7 protein-coding genes are annotated in these 20,135 nt (G+C 66.6%); 6 read left to right on the top strand and 1 reads right to left on the bottom strand.

Going from position 1 to position 20,135, the window contains the following annotated elements:
- The first annotated feature begins 59 nt into the window (after nt 1–59).
- From AZC_RS25745 to AZC_RS16650, 3 genes are all read left to right on the top strand, one after another.
- On the top strand, nt 60–11,696 hold the full coding sequence (locus AZC_RS25745; protein ID WP_043879502.1) for a hypothetical protein: 11,637 nt from the start codon (nt 60–62) through the stop codon (nt 11,694–11,696).
- A 107-nt stretch (nt 11,697–11,803) separates the two neighbouring features.
- Entirely contained in the window at nt 11,804–13,630 is a 1,827-nt protein-coding gene (locus AZC_RS16655) for a tetratricopeptide repeat-containing sulfotransferase family protein (RefSeq protein WP_012171756.1), read from the top strand.
- Nucleotides 13,631–13,643: 13 nt separating this feature from the next.
- Nucleotides 13,644–15,059 carry a tetratricopeptide repeat protein gene (locus tag AZC_RS16650; RefSeq protein WP_012171755.1) on the top strand — a complete coding sequence of 472 codons (1,416 nt, stop codon included), beginning with the start codon at nt 13,644–13,646 and terminating at the stop codon, nt 15,057–15,059.
- 170 nt (nt 15,060–15,229) lie between these two features.
- On the opposite strand, the gene AZC_RS16645 is transcribed toward AZC_RS16650, so the two are convergent.
- Entirely contained in the window at nt 15,230–16,252 is a 1,023-nt protein-coding gene (locus tag AZC_RS16645) for a helix-turn-helix domain-containing protein (protein WP_081434021.1), read from the bottom strand.
- Nucleotides 16,253–16,518: 266 nt separating this feature from the next.
- Here AZC_RS16645 and AZC_RS25740 point away from each other — a divergent pair, with 266 nt between their 5' ends.
- The 3 genes from AZC_RS25740 (at nt 16,519) to AZC_RS16635 (ending at nt 20,099) form a co-directional block, all read left to right on the top strand.
- A complete protein-coding gene (locus tag AZC_RS25740) occupies nt 16,519–16,692 on the top strand; it encodes a hypothetical protein (protein WP_012171753.1) in 174 nt (57 codons plus the stop codon).
- Nucleotides 16,693–16,803: 111 nt separating this feature from the next.
- Nucleotides 16,804–17,001 (top strand): hypothetical protein, encoded by a 198-nt coding sequence (locus AZC_RS16640; RefSeq protein ID WP_148209865.1) that lies wholly within the window; start codon nt 16,804–16,806, stop codon nt 16,999–17,001.
- 269 nt (nt 17,002–17,270) lie between these two features.
- On the top strand, nt 17,271–20,099 hold the full coding sequence (locus tag AZC_RS16635) for a S8 family serine peptidase (protein WP_043879499.1): 2,829 nt from the start codon (nt 17,271–17,273) through the stop codon (nt 20,097–20,099).
- Nucleotides 20,100–20,135 lie beyond the last annotated feature (36 nt).

Genomic DNA, 20,135 nt, shown 5'->3' with positions numbered 1-20,135 from the left:
CCGCCCCCATTGCCCCCGCGCTTCGCGCCGCTCTCCCGCCGGACCGGCGCCGCAGCCGGATGGCGCAGGTCCTCCTGAGCAGTTGCGCCACCGTGGCGCTGATGCTGGCGCCCGTGGTGGTGAGCCTGGGTGTGGCGCTGCCGCGTCCGGCGCAGGCGCAGACCCATACGTTGAACCCCACGAACACCGGTGTCGTCCTCGGCAATTATTCCGGCTCCACCGACTTTCTGATCACCGCCGCCACCACGGTCAGCGCGTCGACCGCGAGCGCGGTCTATGGCGGCAATACAAACGTCTGGACGCTGACCAACCAGGGCACCGTGAGTGCCCCGAGCTACACCGGCGTCACCTTCACCGCCGGCGGGCTGGTGACCAACAGCGGCACCGGCTCCCTGATTTCCGGTGGTTCCGGCGTGAGAATCACCGGCGGCGCGGGCACGGTGATCAACGAAGGCGCGATCACAGCTTCAAATCTCGGCGTCTATCTGAATTCCGGAGGCTCCGTCACCAATTCCGGCACTGCGTCGTCGATCACCGCAGATGTGTTCGGGGTCTACATCCGGGATGTCGCCGGCACCTTGACCAATGCGGGCACAATCCGCAGCACGTCCAGCAGCGCAGTCGCCATCTCTTATACGGCCGCCAGTGTGAACAATGCCGCAACCGGCGTGATTACTGGCGCAAATCGGGGCGTGTATTTCTTCGCACTCGGCGCGAACGCCACTCTCACCAATGCCGGCCAGATCACCGGGCAAACCTCGTTCGGGGTGACGTTCGATCAGGGCTCTGTCAGCAACACTGCCGGCGGCACCATTACCGGTGCCGGCGGTCTGCAGATCACGGGCATTGCCACGGTGGTGAATGACGGCCTCATCACCGCTACCGGAACGTTCTCAGGCACGACGTCGACCGACAGCAACAGTGCGGGCGTCCGTAACAGTGCCTCCAGTACACTCATAACGAACAGTGCCGGAGGCACGATCTCCGGCGCCGCCATGGGCATCTATTTGGCAAGTGGCGGCCGGGTGACCAATGCCGGCACCATCATCACCACCGGCGGCTTCGCCATCTATTCGAAGGCCGGCTCGCCCACGATCACCAACTCCGGGCTGATCCAGGGCGGCACGACCACTCCTGCGGTTTATCTCGGCTTTGGCGGCACGGTAACCAACAGCGCGGGCGGGACGATCTCAGGCGGTAGCCGTGGCATCGCCGTGAAGGGGGCGGCAGGCGTTGTGACCAACAGCGGCACCGTGACGGCAACGGCCGGATCGGGAGTGGGTGTTGGTCTCACCAATGGCGGCCGGGTGACGAACGCCAACGGCGGGATCATATCCGGCTCCGTCGGCGTGACCGGCGCCGGCGCCGCGACGACGGTGATCAATTACGGCACCATCATCGGCAATAGCGGCACCGCCATAAGCATGACCGGGTCGTTCAACGACACCGTGCAGTTGCGCCCCGGTGCCGTCGTGACCGGCATAATGAATGCCGGTGCGGGCACTGATACGCTGCAGTTCGCCGGCACATCGGCCGGCACCATCTCCGGCGTGCGAGCCCTCAGCTTCGAGAACGTGTCGGTGCTGGCCAATGCCGATTGGACCCTCACCGGCACGAATAGCTTCGGCGCCGCCACCTTCGCCAACAACGGCAAGTTGACGGTCGCCGCCGCCGCCACAGCGTCATCGTCCGGCCCGATCCAGAATGCCACAACGGCGTCGGTGCTGACCGTGGCCGGGTCCCTGAACAGTTCCGGGGGGCTGACCAATGCCGCCGGTGCCTCCCTCGTCGTCCTGAGCACGGGGACCTTCTCGAACAGCGGAACCCTGAACAATTCCGGCACGTCTGCGTCCATTTCCATCGCCGGCTCGATGGTGAACGGCGGCGTGGTGAACAACTCCGGGGTCGGCGCGGGGATTACCATCGCAGCGGGTGGCGTACTGAATAATTCGGCGACATTGTCGAATTCGCGCACCCTCACCAACCGTGGCACGCTGCTTAATACCTACGGCACATTTATCAATACTGGCCTCCTGACCAATAGCGGAAGCATTGCCGGAACGGTAACGCTGACCTCCACGGGAACGCTGGACAACCAGCTCGGCGGCATCATTTCCGCCACGTCTGTCGCCGCGGTGACCAATGCGTCCGGTGTCACCCCGACCCTGACCAATGCCGGCACCATTGCCGGCACGAATGGACCCGGCGTCTCGCTGACCGCAGGCGGCAAGGTGACCAACAGCGGCACCGCCTCCTTCATCTCGGGCTCGTTCGGCATCAACATTACCGGAGCCGCCGGCACCGTCATCAATGACGGCACCATCAGCGCACCGAGCTCCTATCCACGGACCGGCATCAATCTCAGCGGCGGCGGCAGCATCAATAATACGGGCACCGCCAGTGTGATCGCCGGGGGCAATTACGGCGTCGTGGTCAGCGGCGGCACGGCCACGCTGGTCAACAGCGGCACGGTCACAGGCGGCGCCGGAAATGCGGTGTTCTTCACCGCCGGCGGTGCGGTCGCCACCATCACCAACTATGGCACCATCGCCAGCACGAGCCGGCAAGCGCTCTATCTTCAGAGCGGCGGCGTGGTGACCAATGCCGCCGGCGCGACAATTTCCGGCACAGCCGCAGGGGCCTACCTGCTGAACGCCTATGGGGCAGGCTCCACCGTTACAAATGCCGGAACCATCATCGGCACGAATACGACCTCCGGTGTCGGCGTTCTGGTGAACGTGACCGGCTTCGCCAATACGGTGGTCAACAGCGGCACGATCATCGGCAATGGCGGCACCGCCGTGCGCTTCGTCGGCACCAGCAACGATGTCGTGCGCCTGCTGCCGGGGGGCGTGTTCACCGGAGTGGTGGACGCGGGCGCAGGCACCGATACGCTGGAATTCGGTGGCACGACCTCCGCCACCTTCACCGGGCTGGGCGGTTCGGGCTTCATCAATTTCGAGCAGTTCAATGTTCTGAGCGGGGCCAACTGGACCTTCACGGGCACGAATACCGTCGCCTCGGCCCTGGCGATGACCAATAGCGGCACCATGACGGTGGCCTCTGGCGGCACCTTCACCAATGCCGGCACCCTTAGCAATGCGGGTGCGCTGACCCTGGACGGCACCCTGCTCAACAGCGGCTCCATGACCAATTCCGGCAGCATCGCCGGCGCCGTCACGCTGACCGGCACCGGCGTGCTGACGAATGCCGCCACGGGCACCATCACCGGCGCCACGACCAGCGTTGGCGTGTTTGCCTATGCGGGTGCTTCGGGCGGCGTGCAGAATGCTGGCACGATCACCGGCCTCGAGGCCGTCTGGATGAATGGCAGCGGCTTCGTCAACAATGCGGGCACCGGGTCGCAGATCATTGGCACGTATATCGGTGTGGTCGGCTTTGGCGTGCCGATCAATGTGACCAATGAAGGTACCATTCGGGCGACCACGCTCACCAACGGCCACGCCTACGGCCTTTATCTGCAAAATGGCGGCACGATCACCAATTCCGGCAGCGCCTCGCTGATTTCCTCGGCCGACCGCGCAATCCAGTTTATATCCGACGCTGGTGTGGTGACCAATGCCGGCACCATCACGGGCGCGACCTATGGCGTGCTGTTCGCCAGCGGCACTTTCAATAACGCGCTCACCAACAGCGGTACCATCTCCGGTGGCACCAAGGCGGTGGCCTTCGGCGCGGGCAACGACCTGCTGACCCTTCAGGCGGGAGCCACCTTCATCGGCGTGGTGGACGGCGGAGCCGGCACCAATACCTTGGCCTTCGACGGCACCGGCGGCAGCTTCACCGGGCTGGGCGGCGCCAGCTTCGTCAATTTCGGGCTCGTGCAGGTCAACAGCGGTGCGAGCTGGACCTTCACCGGCGCCAACACCATTTCGTCCGGCGTCACGCTCACCAATTCCGGCACCCTGGCCAATAGCGGCACGCTCATCAATGCCGGCGTGCTGACCGCCACCACCGGTGTGCTGACCAGCAGCGGCCTCCTGAGCAATAGCGGCACCATCACCGGCACCGAGACGCTGACCTCTGGCGGTGTGCTGGACAACCAGCTCGGCGCGCTGGTCACCACCACCGGCACCGGCGTTGTCGGCATCAGCGGCACGCCCACCGTGACCAATGCCGGCACCATCAGTGCCGGCGGCACCAGTATTTTCCTGAATACGGGTGGCGTCGTCGCCAATAACGGCACCGCCTCGCTGATCTCCGGCGGCTCAGGGATCAATGTAACAAGCGGCAATCTTTCCCTCACCAATGCCGGCACCATCATCGCCAGCAGCGGCCAGGGCGTGGTGGTACAGGCTGGCGCCGGCAGCGTCACCAATGCCGCCACCGGAACCATTTCCGGCGCCATGAGCGGCGTCAGCTTCGCCAACACCTCCAGCGTTGTCGCCTCAATCGTCAATGACGGGCTGATCAGCAGCAGCGGCGGCTTCGGCGCGAACATGGACTGGGGCGTGGTGACCAACCACGCTGGCGGCACCATTTCCGGCGCCATGGGCGCCCAGCTCGGCACGGGCACGCTGATCAACAGCGGCACCATCACGGGCGCGACGGGCCCGGGGGTGGTCTCCAACGGTGGCGGCAACATCATCGGCAACGACGCCAACGGGCGGATCACCGGCGCCACCTACGGCGTCAAGATGTTCGGCGGCACGCTGACCAATTCCGGCACCATCCTGGCCACCGGCACCAGCGGGGTCGGCGTCTACAGCTTCAACACCGATACCGTGACCAACGTGGGCACGGCCGCGCGCATCGCTGGCACGCTGACCGGCGTGCAATTGCGCAACGCCGGCTCGCTCCTGCGCAACGAAGGCACCATCCTCGGCAGCGCTGGCTACGGCGCCGACCAGACCACCAACGGCATCATCGTCAATTTCGGCGCCACCGCGCTCATCAGCGGCGGCCTCGGCGGCATCCTGATTTCCAACGGCACCACCGGCAATGTCATGTCGGTCTCGATCGCCAATGCCGGCACCATCGCCGGTACCGGCACGGCCGGCTTCGGCATCAAGACCATGGATGGCCTGGGCACCATCGCCAACACCGGCAGCATCACCGGCGGCACCGCCGGCACCGGCGTGTTCCTGGATGCGGGCGGCACGGTCCACAATGCGGCAACGGGCCTGATCTCGGGCGGAAATGACGGCATTTATGCCCGCGGGGCCGCCGGCACCATCACCAATGCCGGCACCATCGCCGGCACGGGCACGGCCGGCGTGGGCATCGCCTTCAGCGGTACCCTTGCCAATACGCTGATCAACAGCGGCGCCATCATTGGCAACGGCGGCACGGCGGTGCAGTTCGGCGCGGGCGACGACCTGCTCCAAGTGCTCTCGGGCGCTGCCTTCACCGGCATCGTGGATGGCGGCGCCGGCAGCAACACGCTGGAATTCGTCTCCGGCACCGGCACTCTCTCGGGCATCACCAATTTCGCCACCGTTCTGGTGGACGCCGGCGCCTCCTGGACCTTGACCTCTGCGGCTTCCGCCACCACGCTGAGCAATGCGGGCAGCCTCTCGAATACCGGCACGCTCACCATCACCGGCCTTTTCAGCAACAGCGGCACGCTGGTGAACAGCGGCACGGTGCTGGCCGGTTCGGGTACGCTGTCCAATGCCGGTCTGCTGACCAATAGCGGCAGCATCGTCGGCACCGTGAGCGTGACGGCCACGGGCATCGTCACCAACCAGGCTGGCGGCCGCATCACGGGCGTGCTGGCAGGCGTCACCGGGGCTGGCGCCACGCTGGCCAATGCCGGCACCATCAGCGCCACCTCGACGGCGGGCACGGCGGTGGTGCTGAGCGGCGCCGCGCAGGTAAGCAACAGCGGCTCGGCGGCGGTGATGTCGGGTGGCCTCACCGGCGTTTCGCTGGGCGGGCTGGGCACGCTCACCAACAGCGGCAGCATCACGGGCGGCACTGGCATGGGCGCGTCCCTCGCCGCCGGCGGCAGCATCGCCAACAGCGATACGGCCGCGGTGATCTCGGGCGGGCTCACCGGCATCGTGCTGGGCGGGCTGGGCACGGTCAGCAACGCCGGCACCATCATCGGCGCATTGGGCTATGGCGTCGGTCTGGCGCTCGGTGGCAGCATCTCCAACAGCGGCCTTATCAGCGGCGGCATCGCCGGCGTGCAGGTGGCGAGCGGCATGGGGACGCTGACCAATACGGGCACCCTCGGCAGCGCCACCAGCATTGGCGTCTCTTTCGCCGCCGGCGGCACCATCTCCAACAGCGGGTCGGCCGCCGTGATCTCGGGCGGCATGACCGGCGTTGTGCTGGGCGGGCTGGCCGCGCTCGTCAACGCCGGCACCATCGCCGGCACGCTGGGCTATGGCGTGGCGCTGGCGCTGGGTGGCACCATCACCAACAGCGGCACCATCAGCGGTGGCACAGCAGGCGTGCAGATCAGCGGCGGCACGGTGCTGATCACCAATACCGGCACCATCGCCGGCACCGGCACGGCGGGCATTGGCGTGCTGTTCAGCGCCGGCGCCAGCGGCACAATCGACAATTACGGCGTGATCTCCGGTGCGGGCGGCACGGCGGTGAAGTTCGCGGGCGGCACCAACCGGCTGATCCTGGAAGGCGGCAGCACGCTCATCGGCACCGCCGATGGCAGCCTCGGCTCGAACACGCTCGTGGTGCGTGACAACGCCACGCTGTCCGGCGTGAACGCCATCGGCTTCCAATATGTCGGCTTCATCAACGCCACCAATGCCATCGGCGTCGGCTCCACCGTCACCAATGCCACGGTGATCTCCGGCACCCTGACCAACCAGGGCACGCTGAACGGCCGGGTGACCGTGGATGCGGGCGCGGTGCTGAACACCAGCGGCGTGGTCTTGGTGAGTGCCTCCTCCACCAACAGTGGCGTCATCGCCAATAGCGGCACGTTCACGCTGTCGAGCACGCTGGTGAATAACGGGACGTTGGCCAATACCGGCACGTTCATTACCACTGCTGGCCTGTTCCAGAATTCCGGACTGTTGACCAATAGCGGCAGCATCTTCGGAACGCTCGGGGTGGGTGGCACAGGCGTTGTGAGGAATGAAGTCGGGGGCAGCATTGTCGGCGACCTTCACGCGATGTTCATCAGCGGCGGCACCATGGCCAATGCTGGCACCCTCATCGCCACCGGCACGGCGGGTAGGGGCGTCGAGATTTCGACCGGCACGATCTCAAACATCGGCACCGCATCGTTGATCCGGGGCGGCCAGACCGGCGTGGCCAGCACCTCCAATGGAACCGTGCGCAATGAAGGCACCATCATTGGATCGTCCGAATTTGGCGTCTGGGTGGTCAATATCGGCGCGGTGACTAATACAGGCAGCGCTTCACTGATCCAGGGCGCGATATCCGGCATCAAGATGGTCGGCGGCGGCCCGGTGATGAACCAAGGCACGATCATCGGTCTCGCCAACTCCGGCATTGACTTGTCTGTGGGCAGCACCATCACCAATGCTGGGGTTGGTTCGCGCATCCAAGGGGCTGTGAACGGCGTCATCGTCGGAAACGGGGCGGTGCTGAATGAAGGCACCATTCTCGGCACGAGCGGTATCGGCGTCTCGCTCAGCGGCACCAGCCTGGCCAATGCAGGCACGGCCTCCTTCATTCAGGGTGGCCAAACCGGCGTAGACTTCGGTTCCGCCGGGACGATTACCAATGAAGGTACCATCATCGGCGTATCGGGCTCCGGCATCGCTTTGAGAATGGGCGGCAATGTCACCAACAGCGGCCTCGTGTCCGGCGCCACGGCCGGGGTCAGCGTCGCATTCGGCACCACAATGCTTACCAACACCGGCACCATCGCCGGTACGGGCACCGCGGGCGTCGGCGTGCTGTTTATGGGGTACGCCAGCGGCACCATCGACAATTTCGGGGTGATCTCAGGGGCGGGCGGCACGGCGGTGAAGTTCGCCGGCGGCACCAACCGGCTGATCCTGGAAGGCGGGAGCACGCTCATCGGGGCCGCCGACGGCAGCCTGGGCGTGAACACATTGGTGGTGCGCGACAGCGCCACGCTCTCCGGTGTGAGCGCCATCGGCTTCCAATATGTCGGCTTCATGGATGCCACCAACGCCATCGACGCCGGCTCCACCATCACGAATCCGGTGGTGATCGCCGGCACGCTGACCAACCAGGGCACGCTCAACGGCAAGGTGAGCGTGGATGCGGGCGCGGTGCTGAACACCAGCGGCTTGGTCGCCGCCGGCGCCAGCTCGGCCAATGCCGGCACCATCGCCAACAGCGGGTCGTTCTCGGTTCTGGCCAGCCTGCTGAATACCGGAACGCTGATCAATACCGCCGCGCTGGATGTTGCGGGCACCCTCGCCACCTCCGGCAGCCTGAGCAATGCCGGCAGGCTGGCGCTGGCAGGCACTCTCGCCAACAGCGGCGTGTTCAGCAATTCCGGCACGCTGCTCAATTCCGGCGTGCTGAGCAACGCCACCACAATGAGCAACAGCGGCGTCATCAGCGGCGCGGGCCTGTTCACCAATGCCGGCAGCTTCGCCAACAGCGGCAGCGTGCTGGGCGCCATCGCTTTGGTCGGCACCGGCAGCGTGAACAACCAGGCGGGTGGCCGCATCAGCGGTACGCAGGCCGCCGTCGTTGGCGGCAGCGGCGGCAATGTGGTGGCCAATGCGGGCACCATCACCACCAGCGGTGCCGGCAGCACCGCCGTCGCGCTAGCCAGCGGCACCATCGCCAATTCCGGCAGCACGGCGCTGATCCAGGGCGCGGCGACGGGCGTGTCGGCCTCAGGCATCGCGACGGTGGCGAATTCCGGCACCATCGCCGGCATCAGCGGCACCGGCGTTGATCTCGCCGCCGGCGGGCTTGTGACCAATAGCGGCCTCATCACCGGCGCCACCACCGGCGTGACCATCTCCAGCGGCACGGCGACGATCACCAATACCGGCACCATCTCCGGCACCGGCAACGCCGGCATCGGCGTGCTGTTCACCGGCGGCGCCAGCGGCACCATCGACAATTTCGGCACCATTTCCGGGGCTGGCGGCACGGCGGTGCAGTTCGCCGGCGGCACCAACCGGCTGATCCTGGAAAGCGGCAGCGCGCTCATCGGCCTCGCCGACGGCTCGCTGGGCGTGAACACGCTGGTGGTGGAAGGCAGTGCCGTCCTGGACACCGTCCAGGTCCTGGGCTTCCGCTACGTGGCCTTCCTCAATGCCACCCAGGCGGTCGATGCCGGCAGCACCATCAGCAATGCCGTGGTGCTCTCCGGCACGCTCACCAACAGGGGCACGCTGGGTGGCAATCTCCAGGTCTCAGCCGGTGCCACGCTGGACAACAGCGGCGTGGTGGCCGCGACCGGCACCACCACCATCAACGGCCAAGTGGTCTCCGGCGGAACCTTCGCCAACAGCGGCACGCTCACCAGCACCGGCACCATCGCCAGCAGTGGCACGCTGAGCAATTCCGGTTCGCTGGTCAATGACGGCACGCTGGCCAATTCCGGCAGCATGGCCAACAGCGGCACCATCAGCGGATCCGGCACCTTCGCCAACACCGGCAGCTTCGCCAATACCGGTGCCGTGCTCGGCACCGTAAATGGCGTCACCGGCACCGGCACCATCACCAACAGCGGCACCATCATCGGCACCGCCGACACCGGCGTGAACCTCGGGTCCGGCGGCGTGCTGACCAACACCACCGGCGGCTTCATTCAGGGCGGCGTGTTCGGCGTGCAGGTGGGCACCGGCGGCACGGTGGTCAATGCCGGCACCATCCTCGACGACGCCATCGCCGGCCTGGCGCTGGGCAGCAATGCCTCGCTCACCAACAGCGGCACCATCGGCGGCGTCATCGGCCTCCAGTTCACCGGCACCGGCGCCAGCGCCACCAACAGCGGCACCATCACCGGCACCGGCGGGACCGCCATCCAGTTCGATGCCGGCGTCAACAGCCTGACCCTGACCACCGGCTCGGTGCTGGAGGGGGGCATCGACGGTGGCGGCGGCGCAGGGCGGATCACTTTGGCCGGCAGCGGCACTCTTTCCAGCACCATTGCCAATTTCGGCAGCGGCAGCGCGCTCACCATCGCTGGCGGGGCGAACTGGATCGCCAGCGGCAGCTGGACCATCGGCGCGGTGACGAACAGCGGCACGCTGCAACCCGGCGCGGTCGGCAGCAGCCTCAAGCTCACCGGCAATTTCGTCCAGACCTCCGGCGGCACCTTGCAGGTGGCGGTGAACCCGCAGGGCCAGAGCTCGCAATTGCTGGTGTCCGGCACCGCCACCCTCAGCGGCACCCTGGCTGTGCTGGCCGGGAGCGGCAGCTATGGCGCCTCGACCACCTACTCGATCCTCACCAGCACGGCGCTGAGCGGGCAGTTCGACACCGTGACCACGGACCTGGCATTCCTCACGCCGTCGCTGACCTATGGCTCCAACACGGTGTCGCTGACGCTCTCCACCGGCAGCACGCCGGTGCGCTTCTCCAGCGTGGCCCTGACGCTCAACCAATACGCCACCGCCAATGCGGTGCAGGCCGGCGGCGCCAACTCGGCGCTCTATCAGGCGGTGGTGGGCCAGAACGCGGCCGGCGCCCGCACCGCCTTCACCATGCTGTCCGGCGAGGCCTATGCCAGCGTCATAACGGCCCTGCTGGATGACAGCCGCGTGGTGCCGCAGACCCTGATGAACCGGTTGCGGCAGCAGGCCTATGGCGAAGCCGGCGGCGCGGTGGTCGCGCTGGGCACCGGCGGGCCGGTGACGCTGTCGTCCTCGGCCCTGGCGTCAGTCGGGCAGGGGAGCACTGGCACGGTGCAGCCCAGCGGCGTGGCCATCGCCCGGCCCAATGGCGGCATGGCCGATGGCGGCGCCTCCCGCCTGGTGGCGTGGGGCGAGGCGTTCGGCGGCTGGGGCCAGATCAGCGGCACCAGCAATGCCGCTGCGGTGAGCCATGATCGCTCCGGCTTCATGACCGGCCTCGATGCCTTGATCGGCGAGGATTGGCGGGTGGGCCTCGCCGGCGGCTACACCTCCACGGATCTCACCATCTCCGGTCGCGCCAGCTCGGCTGATATCGGCACCTACAGCCTCGGCCTGTATGCGGGGCGCGCCTTCGGGCCGGTGAATGTGCGCCTGGGCGCCGCTTACAGCTGGAGCGACGTGGACATGGCGCGCACGGTCGCCTTCCCAGGCTTCCAGCAAGGGGTGAGCAGCAGCTATGGCGTCGATACCGCGCAGGTGTTCGGCGAGGTGGGCTACGGCTTCTCCTGGAATGGTCTGGCGCTGGAGCCGTTCGCGGGCCTTGCCTATGTGCACATGAACACCGGCGCGGGGCAGGAAGTCGGGGGGGCGGCGGCGCTGACCCTGCACAGTTCGACGGCCGACCTCACTTATTCCACCCTCGGCCTGCGGCTGGGCACCAGCTGGACGCTGGGCAACGGCACCACTCTGATGCCGCGCCTGATGGTGGGCTGGCAGCACGCCTTCGGCGATCTGGACCCGGCGGCGTATCTGGCCTTCGGCACCGGTGTGAACTTCAGCGTCACCGGGGCGCCGCTGGCGCGGGATGCGGCCTTGCTGGACCTGGGCGCCGACTGGAAGCTCGACGACAGCATGAAGCTCGGCGTCTCGTATCGCGGCACCCTGTCCAATGCGGTGCAGGATCATGCGGTGACCGGGTCCTTCACCTGGTCCTTCTGACCGGGTCGGGGCCTACGAGTTGACACGCCATAAAGGCATGAGAGCCTGATCCCCCGTGATCGCGGCCCGGTGGATCAGGCTCTTCCAGGTTTCAGGACAGTAACCCCATGAACGCTTTGCATCCCTCCCTGTGCGCCTGCGGCAGCGGCCTGCGCGCTCTGCGCTGCTGCCAGCTGGAGGCCTCAGCTCTCGGCCCGGCCGCCGCCAGCCGCCACCTGCTGCCGCTGGTGGACGAGGCCATCGCCTGCCACGCCAAGGGCGCCTATGGGGAGGCCGAGCGGCTGTGCCTGGAGGTGCTGGAGCTGGCGCCGGGGCAGGGCGGCGCGCTGGCGGTGCTCTATCAGATCCGCAAGATGCAGGGCGCCGGCGCCGCCGCCGAGGCGCTGGTGCGCCGGCTGGTGATGCTGGACCCCAACAATGTGTGGGCGACCCAGGAGCTGGCGCTGCTGCTGTTCGGCAAGGGCGATCTGGCGGAAGGCGAAATCCATGCCCGCAACGCGGTGCGCATCGCCCCGACCGACCCGCAGTCGCACAATCTGATGGGCATGATCATGACCGAGATGAACCGGCCGCAGGTCGGTGAGTTTCACTATCGTCGTGCCCTGGACCTGCTGGGGCAGCGTCAGCCCATCCTTCTGGCGAACCTGGCCTGGAACCTGAAGAACCAGGGCAAGATGGCCGAATCCCGCGCGCTCTACGAGGAGAGCTTCGCGCTGGCGCCTACCATTCTCCAGACCGTGCTGGGCTGGGCGCGAATGGAGGAGACCGACCGCAATTTTGCGCGCGCCGACGAGCTGCTGGATCAGGCACAGGCGCTGGCGCCTGGCCATCCCAGCATTCTGCTGCACCGCGCCGTGGTGCGCGGGCGCACCAAGCAATATGACGCCGCTCTGGCGATCCTGGACCGCATGGCGCAGCAGAACCCCGGCGGGGGCCTCGGCACCAACGACCTGTTGGAGAAGGGCCGCCTGCTGGACAAGATGGGCCGCTATGACGAGGCCTTCGCCGCCTTCGCTGCCGGCAAGCGGCTGAATGTGGAGCAGAGCGGCGTCACCTATATGGCCGAGCACGCGGCCAATCTGGCGGCGCGGTTAAAGGCCTATTTCACCAGCAACCGGCTGCGCATCGTGCCCCGCGCCAAACCCGTGGAAAGCGGGCCACGGCCTCTGTTCATCCTCGGCTTTCCGCGCTCCGGCACCACCATGGTGGAGCAGACGCTCTCCGCCCACCCTAAGGTCTCCGCCGGCGACGAACTCTCCTTCGTGCACGACATCGCCAATCTGATGCCGCGCATGCTCAACAGTCCGCTGGCCTATCCCGAGGCGCTGGCGGATCTATGGATGGGCGACCAGTGCGAGGGGCTGGACAATCTGCGCGACTATTATCTGCAGCGGGTCAAGCAATTGGGCGTCATGGAGCCCGGCGCCACCCGCTTCACTGACAAGATGCCGCTGAACGAGACCCACATGGGCCTCATCGCCCTGATGTTCCCCGATGCGCCGCTGATCCATGTGCTGCGCCATCCGCTGGACATCGTGCTCTCGGTCTATTCGAACCACCTGACCCATGGCTTCTATTGCGCCAATGCGCTGGAAACGATCGCCCAGCATTATGTGCTGGTGATGGATCTGGTGGAGCATTATCGCCGCGAGATGGCTCTGAAGTATCTGGCGGTGCGTTACGAGGACATCGTGGACGATCAGGAAACCCATGTGCGCCGCATGCTGGCCTTCGCCGATCTGCCCTTCGACAAGCGCTGCCTGAAGTTCCACGAGAACAAGCGCTATGCCCGCACCGCCAGCTATGCGCAGGTGACGGAGAAGCTCTATGACGATTCCCGCTTCCGTTATCGCCATTATCTCAAGCATCTGGCGCCGGTGATCCCGGTGCTGGAGCCGGTGATCGCGCGTCTGGGATATTCGATCGATGGCTAGCGCGGGGCAGGGCATGTCCGCGCCGCAGCCGGCGGGACCGCAGGGCGCTGGTGCCGCGGCCGCCATATCGCGCACCGTCGACGAATGGCTCGCGGAGGCGAGCGCCCATGAGCAGGAAGGCCGCCTGGATGCCGCCGAGCAGATCGTGGCGCAGGTGCTCGAGGCCAAGCCGGATTATGTTCCGGCGCTGCATCAGAGCGCGATCCTGGCGCACAAGGCCAAGCGGCCGCGCGAGGCGCTCGCCCGGCTGGAGCGGGCCATCGCCTTGCTGCCGACCGAACCGATCTTCCATCGCAACATCTGCGAATTGTATCGCAGCCAGGGCCGGCTGGACGAGGCACTCGTGCATGGCCGCCGCGCGGTGGAACTGGCGCCGGACGATGCGGGCGCCCATTACAATCTTGGCGTGATCTATTACGACCGCATGGAGATTGACGCCGCCATCGCCTGTGCCCGCCGCGCCTTGGCGCTGGACCCGACCATGGCGGCGGCGCATTTCGAGCTCTCCGAGGCGCTGCTGCTGAGCGGCCAGTTCACCGAGGGCTGGGCGGAATATGAGTGGCGGTTCGATCTGCCCAATTCGCCACGCCTACTGCCGCACGCCGACAAGCCGCAATGGGACGGCACGCCCATGCCTGAGGGCACGCTGGTGCTGATCGGCGACCAGGGCTTCGGCGATACCATCCAGTTCTGCCGCTACATTCCGCAAGTGGCCAAGCTGTGCCCCAATCTGGTGATGGCGTGCAGTTCCGAGATGCAGCCCATCGTCATGCAGCAGGCGGGCATCACCCGCTATGCCGACCGCTGGGAGCATGTGCCGCATTTCGATGCGTATTGCCCGCTCTCCGGCCTGCCGCGGCTGTTCGGCACCGACCTGGAGACCATCCCCGCGCTTGTGCCCTATGTGAGGGCCGATCCGGCCAAGGTGGCGCGGTGGCGGGCGCGGCTGGCGCAACTGATCCCCGCCGGCTTCCAGGCCATCGGCATCGTCTGGGCCGGGCGGCCGACCCATGGCAATGACTATAACCGCTCCATGACGCTGAAGGCCCTGGCCCCGCTCGCCGCGCTGGAGCGCACGGCGCTGGTGTCGTTGCAGATCGGCCCGGCGGCGGCGCAGGTGGCGGATTATTACGGCGCCGCGCCGCTGATCCATCTCGGCGCCGAGATCGCCGACTTCGCCGACACCATGGCCATATTGGAGGTGCTCGACCGCGTGGTGGCGGTGGACACGTCCATCGTGCATCTGGCCGGCGCCATGGGCCGGCCGGTCTCGGTGCTGCTGCCGTTCGCGCCCGATTGGCGCTGGCTGCGCGAGCGCAGCGACAGCCCCTGGTATCCCACCGTGGAGTTGTTTCGTCAGCCCGCGCCCAACGCTTGGGCCGAGCCGGTGGCGGCGGTGGCGGCGCGGTTGCGCCGCGTTGTGCCTTGATTCCTAGGCGGTGCCGGTCCGTAATACGTCCGTGACACTGGCCGACGGTATCTCCGTCTGACCTGAGCCTCTTTTCCACCTGCGCCAAAGCGGATTGGCGGTCTTGGCAGGAGCGCCCCGGCTCAGATCCTGCGTCCGCTAGCTCCGTTTCACGCCTTGCCTGGGAGCCTCTATTCCGAGGGGCGAAGCGAGGCGATCCAAGGCCCCTCGCCCGGGGAGGCAGCAGCCAGGGCAGGTTCGAAGCGGGCGCGCTTCCTGGCCTCGCTGGGTTTCATGTCGAACTCGCTGCGGAATGCGCGGCTGAAATGGGCCTCGCTACTGAAACCGCACCGGAAGGCGATCTCGCCGATGCGCATGCCGGCATGCGCCGGATGTGTCAGCAAGTACAAGGCGGTGGTCAGCCGGCGCGTCCGGATATATTTCGCGATCCCGCCTTCAGCCTCGAACAGACGGTACAGACTTGAGCGCGACATGCGCAGCTCCCGCGCGACGCGGACGGGCACCAACTCGGCCTTCGACAGATTGGCATCGATGTAGCGTCTCGCCCGTTCAGAGGCTGCAAGAAGCAGCCCCTCCTGTGCTGCGGCGACGCCCGTCTCCGACTGGAAGCACGTTGTGATCAGGTCGGCGGCCGCACGGGTGAGGAGACCGGCGTCGCGTGGGGTGGCGGCGTCCAGTCTCCGTGCCAAGGAAAGCAGGAAGTCCCCCAGAATGCCGCCCATCAGACTGTCGCCGCTCAGCACGGCACCGTGCGGCGTCTTGCGCCGTTGCGCCAGATCCGGAAGCTGGGAACGCGGCAGGATGACGTCGAGCGTCTGCGAGGTCTTGGCATGCCCGTCCATCGGTCGGCCGAGATCGATCAGGGAGATGTCACCCGCACGCACACGCACAACATTGCCCTCGGCGTCGGCGTCCAGCCCACCGGTTTTGTGCAGTTGCACCAGCAGGTGATCCATGTCCGTCCGGGCGATCTTGCGCTTGCTTCGTCCGATCGCGTGATCGGAAAAGCCTGAAGCGCCGACCAGCATGCCGCCCAGATGATATGCGGTCATATCGGCGGCAAAGCCGGCCTTGCCATTTTCCTCCGCCGCTACGTCGTAGATGGGCGCCATATGGTCGTGGTAGCGGCCGAACTGTTCCGCCTTATCGGACTCCAGCGTCCGGAACCTTCTGGACGGAATGCCTCCTGACATGCGCGTTCTCCCACCCACGTGGCTCCGATCATCGCGTGCAATGCATTATCTCAGGCTCTCTTCCCAAAGGGAATGTTCTTCCCTCTTTCGGGTTCCGGAAACCTGTTGACCCTCCGACCACCGACGACGGGCGGCCCTGCCCTTGGCGGTATGGATTGGGACGGTGGCACAAGTCATCCGGGACAGGCAGGCAAATGCACAGGCCCCATCCATTGTAGAATCCTGCCATCGGCGCGGACTTCAGCGCCTATGCGAATGGGGGCAGCATGACCAACGAGAAAGACGCTTCTGCCACGCCCACGCCCGAACCCGGCATCGAGCCGGACGGCGGCACCGCTCCGCTCGGAGAGCAGGAACTGGATCAGGTCGTGGGCGGTGTGCTGCCTCCGCTGCCGCCGCGCCCCAACAGGACGGGCTTTACACGGATCATCCGAGATTGAAGTTCCGAAGGACGCCCGAAACTGAAAGAGAGCTGTAGCATGGCAATAAATCCTCCGTCTCTTGAGGCCTTCATGATCAGCACGGGCGGGTGTCTGTCCGATGTTGGAGGCATGCGGGAGGTCTTTTCCAGCGCCGAAGCGCTGACCGCTTACGCTGCTTCCAAGGGGCAGGACCTTCCGAAGGAAGCGGCCGAGGCGCTGGTCCTTCAGGCGCGTGAGCAGATGCGCCCCGGCGGACCGCAGGCCCTCTCCGATGACAGCCTCGACCATGTCAGTGGTGCGGGGTGGAAGCAGATCCACTGGTCCTGAGGGCCGTCTCCGGACGACGGTGCCGGCGAAACCGGGTTTGACCCGGCACACAGGGGCGCGGCTGTGCCCGTTGGGCGGGAACCGCCTGTCGGCGGACCGGGCTAGCATTGGCCAACGGTGCGGCCCGGACTCGTCAGGCGCCCGATCGCGAGATGCTTCGGGCCGGTGGCGAATGCGACGCTCGGTCAAGATTTTCGAGACGCAACGGCAAGCAGGCCGGTTTTCGCTGGGGTAGGTGTCTGCGGGCTTTCGTTGTGGGGAATTTTTTCATGCCGTCTCACCGACCGTCGCCGGCACGCCGCGGGTTCCTGCTCGCCTCGACGGCCGTCTGCCTGGCCGCACCGGCGCAGGCCCAGACCGCCAACCCCTGGGCCACGCCGGAATATTATGCCTCGCAGGCCCTGCGCCAGATCAATGCCGCAGCCGCATATGCGCAGGGCTACACCGGTGCGGGTGTCACCGTCGGCGTGATGGACGCAGCCGTCGACGGGCGGCATCCGGAATTCAGCGGCCGGATGGTGCCGGGCTGGGACTTTCTGAACAACCGGCCCACCGGCCAGTTCGACAATATGCCGGACGATTCCCATGGCACGCATGTCGCCGGCATCATCGCGGCCGCGCGCAACGGCGAGGTGATGCAGGGCGTGGCATTCAACGCCAGGATCATGTCGGTCGCGTACAACTGGCGCGTCACCTCGGAGGATGAGATATTCGCCTCCAGCTGGAACTATCTCGCAGCGAGCGGTGTGCCGATCGTGAACAACAGCGTCGGCATGAATGATTGCGATCGTGCGCCCGCCGGCCCCTGCAACGTGACATCCTATACCCGCGCCAAGGTGGAGGCGGAACTGCCGCAGACGCTGGCGGCGATGCGTGCCACCGCCAGGGCCGGCGTCCTCATGGTCTTCGCAACCGGCAACGAGACCCAGCCGCATCCGGATGTGCTGGCGGGCATGCCCTATCTTGTTCCGGAACTCAAAGACACATGGCTGGCGGTCAATCTCGTCAGTTCCGTGGATCTGGCGGTGAGCTGGGGCAATCGCTGCGGCGTTGCGAAGGACTGGTGCCTCGTAGCGCCGGGATACAACATCCTCTCCACCGTTCCGCTGGGCGAGGGGTTCGGCCTCTATCGTGGCTATGACACCATGTCCGGCACGTCCATGGCGGCACCGAGCGTGTCCGGCGCTGCGGCGCTGGTGAAGGAGGCCTTCCCCTGGTTTACGGCCCACGACATCCAGCAGGCCATTCTCACCACCGCCACTGACCTGGGCGAGCCGGGCGTCGACAATGTCTATGGATGGGGCATGCTCAATGTCGGCAAGGCCGTTCTCGGCTACGCCATGTTCACAGGCACGACCACGCTCGACACCCAGGGGATGACATCCACCTTCTCGCAGGACATCTCCGGTGCGGGGACGCTCATCAAGACCGGCGCCGGGGAACTGATCCTGACCGGTGCCAACACCTATTCCGGTGGAAGCTGGGTGGACGGCGGCACGTTGTCCATCAATGGCTCCGTAGCGTCAAACGTCTATGTGGGGCAGGAGGGGCTGTTGCGTGGCACGGGGCAGATCTTCGCCCAGCTCGCCGTGGCCGGCCGCCTTGCGCCCGGGAACTCGCCGGGCACGCTGACCGTGGCGGGTCCGGTTCTGATGAGCCCCACAGCCACCTTCCAGGTCGACATCGACGGCACGGGCACGGGAACGGGAGCCGGCAATTACAGTCGCCTCGTCACCACCGGGCCCACGGGGACGGTGGAGGTGGCCGGCACGCTTGCTCCGCAACTGCGCGGCATCACGGGGAGCGCCACCAACAGCTACACCCCGACCCTTGGCACCACCCTCCGGGTCATCGAGGCCAGCGCCGGCGTGTCCGGCTCGTTTTCAGGGCTCGCGCAGCCCATCGGTCTTGCCGCAGGCACGCGGTTTGATGCCCTCTATGGTGCGAACGACCTCAGCCTCATCGTAACCCCGGCGGCCTATGGCACTCTGTCCGTGCTCGGACTGGCCACAAGCCGCAACGGCACCGCGGTTGGCGGGGCGCTGGACAGCGTGCGTCCAGCGGCGGGCGTGGCGCTCACGGGCTCGCTCGGCGCCTTCTATCAATCCCTCTACACCCTGCAGGCAGCAGCCCTGCCGGCGACCTTGGCGCAGCTTTCGGGCGAGGCCCATGCGTCGGCTGAAGCCATGGCCTTCGATGATGCGAGACACATCCGCAGCGCCGTTCTGGAGCGGCTCGATGGCAGCGGCGTCGCGGCGGCGCCGCTCGCGCCCGGCCTCACGGCCAGTGTGTGGCTTTCCGGTTATGGTGGATGGGCCCATGCCTCCGGTGGAGATGCAGCCGCCCTGTACTGGGACGCCAGCGGCTTTGTCGCTGGCATTGATGCTCCCGTGACCGAGATGGTGCGCTTCGGGCTTGCAGCGGGCTTCGGCCAGTCCTCGGGCACGGTCGGCGACCTGACGTCGGACATCGATAACACCCACATCGATCTCGCCGCATATGCGGTGGCCGAAGGGGCCGGATGGCGCGCAAAGGCCGGCGTTGCTTACGGCTGGAACGACCTCTCCATGACCCGTGCCATCGGCTTCGGAAGCGTGGCCGAGGGGCTTGCGACCAAGCAGGACGGCCGGACCGTTCAGGCGTTCGGTGAAATCTCGCGGGATCTTGTCCTGGGGCATGCCCAGGTGTCGCCTTACGCGAACCTCGCCTACGTGAATCAACGTCTCGATGCGTTCGCCGAGACCGGAGGTGTTGCAGCCCTGTCCGGCAGTGCCCAAACGCTCTCGACCACGCTTGCCACGCTGGGCGCACGCCTCGCAATCGGCCTGCCCATGGGCAATGCCACGGTCACGCCCAACGTGAACCTGGGCTGGCAGCACGCGTTTGGGGACGTGGCCACGGAAGCGGTCATGACCTTGGCCGGTTCGAGCCCGTTCCGCGTGTATGGGGTTCCGCTCGCCCGCGATGCCCTGGTTCTCGGTGGGGGACTGACTTACGGCTTCGGGAATTCCGTCGCCGCCAGCGTCGCCTATGACGGGCTGATCGGATCCGATGTGACCGAGAGCAGCATCAAGGCCGACCTGCGCTTCAAATTCTGAGCGGGCCCCACAGCCGTCAACCGCGTTCCGGCGCAG

Source organism: Azorhizobium caulinodans ORS 571 (assembly GCF_000010525.1).
GTDB classification, from domain to species: Bacteria; Pseudomonadota; Alphaproteobacteria; order Rhizobiales; family Xanthobacteraceae; genus Azorhizobium; species Azorhizobium caulinodans.
The sequence above is the reverse complement of the archived record's forward strand: the minus strand, read 5'-3'. Positions and strand labels throughout refer to the sequence as shown.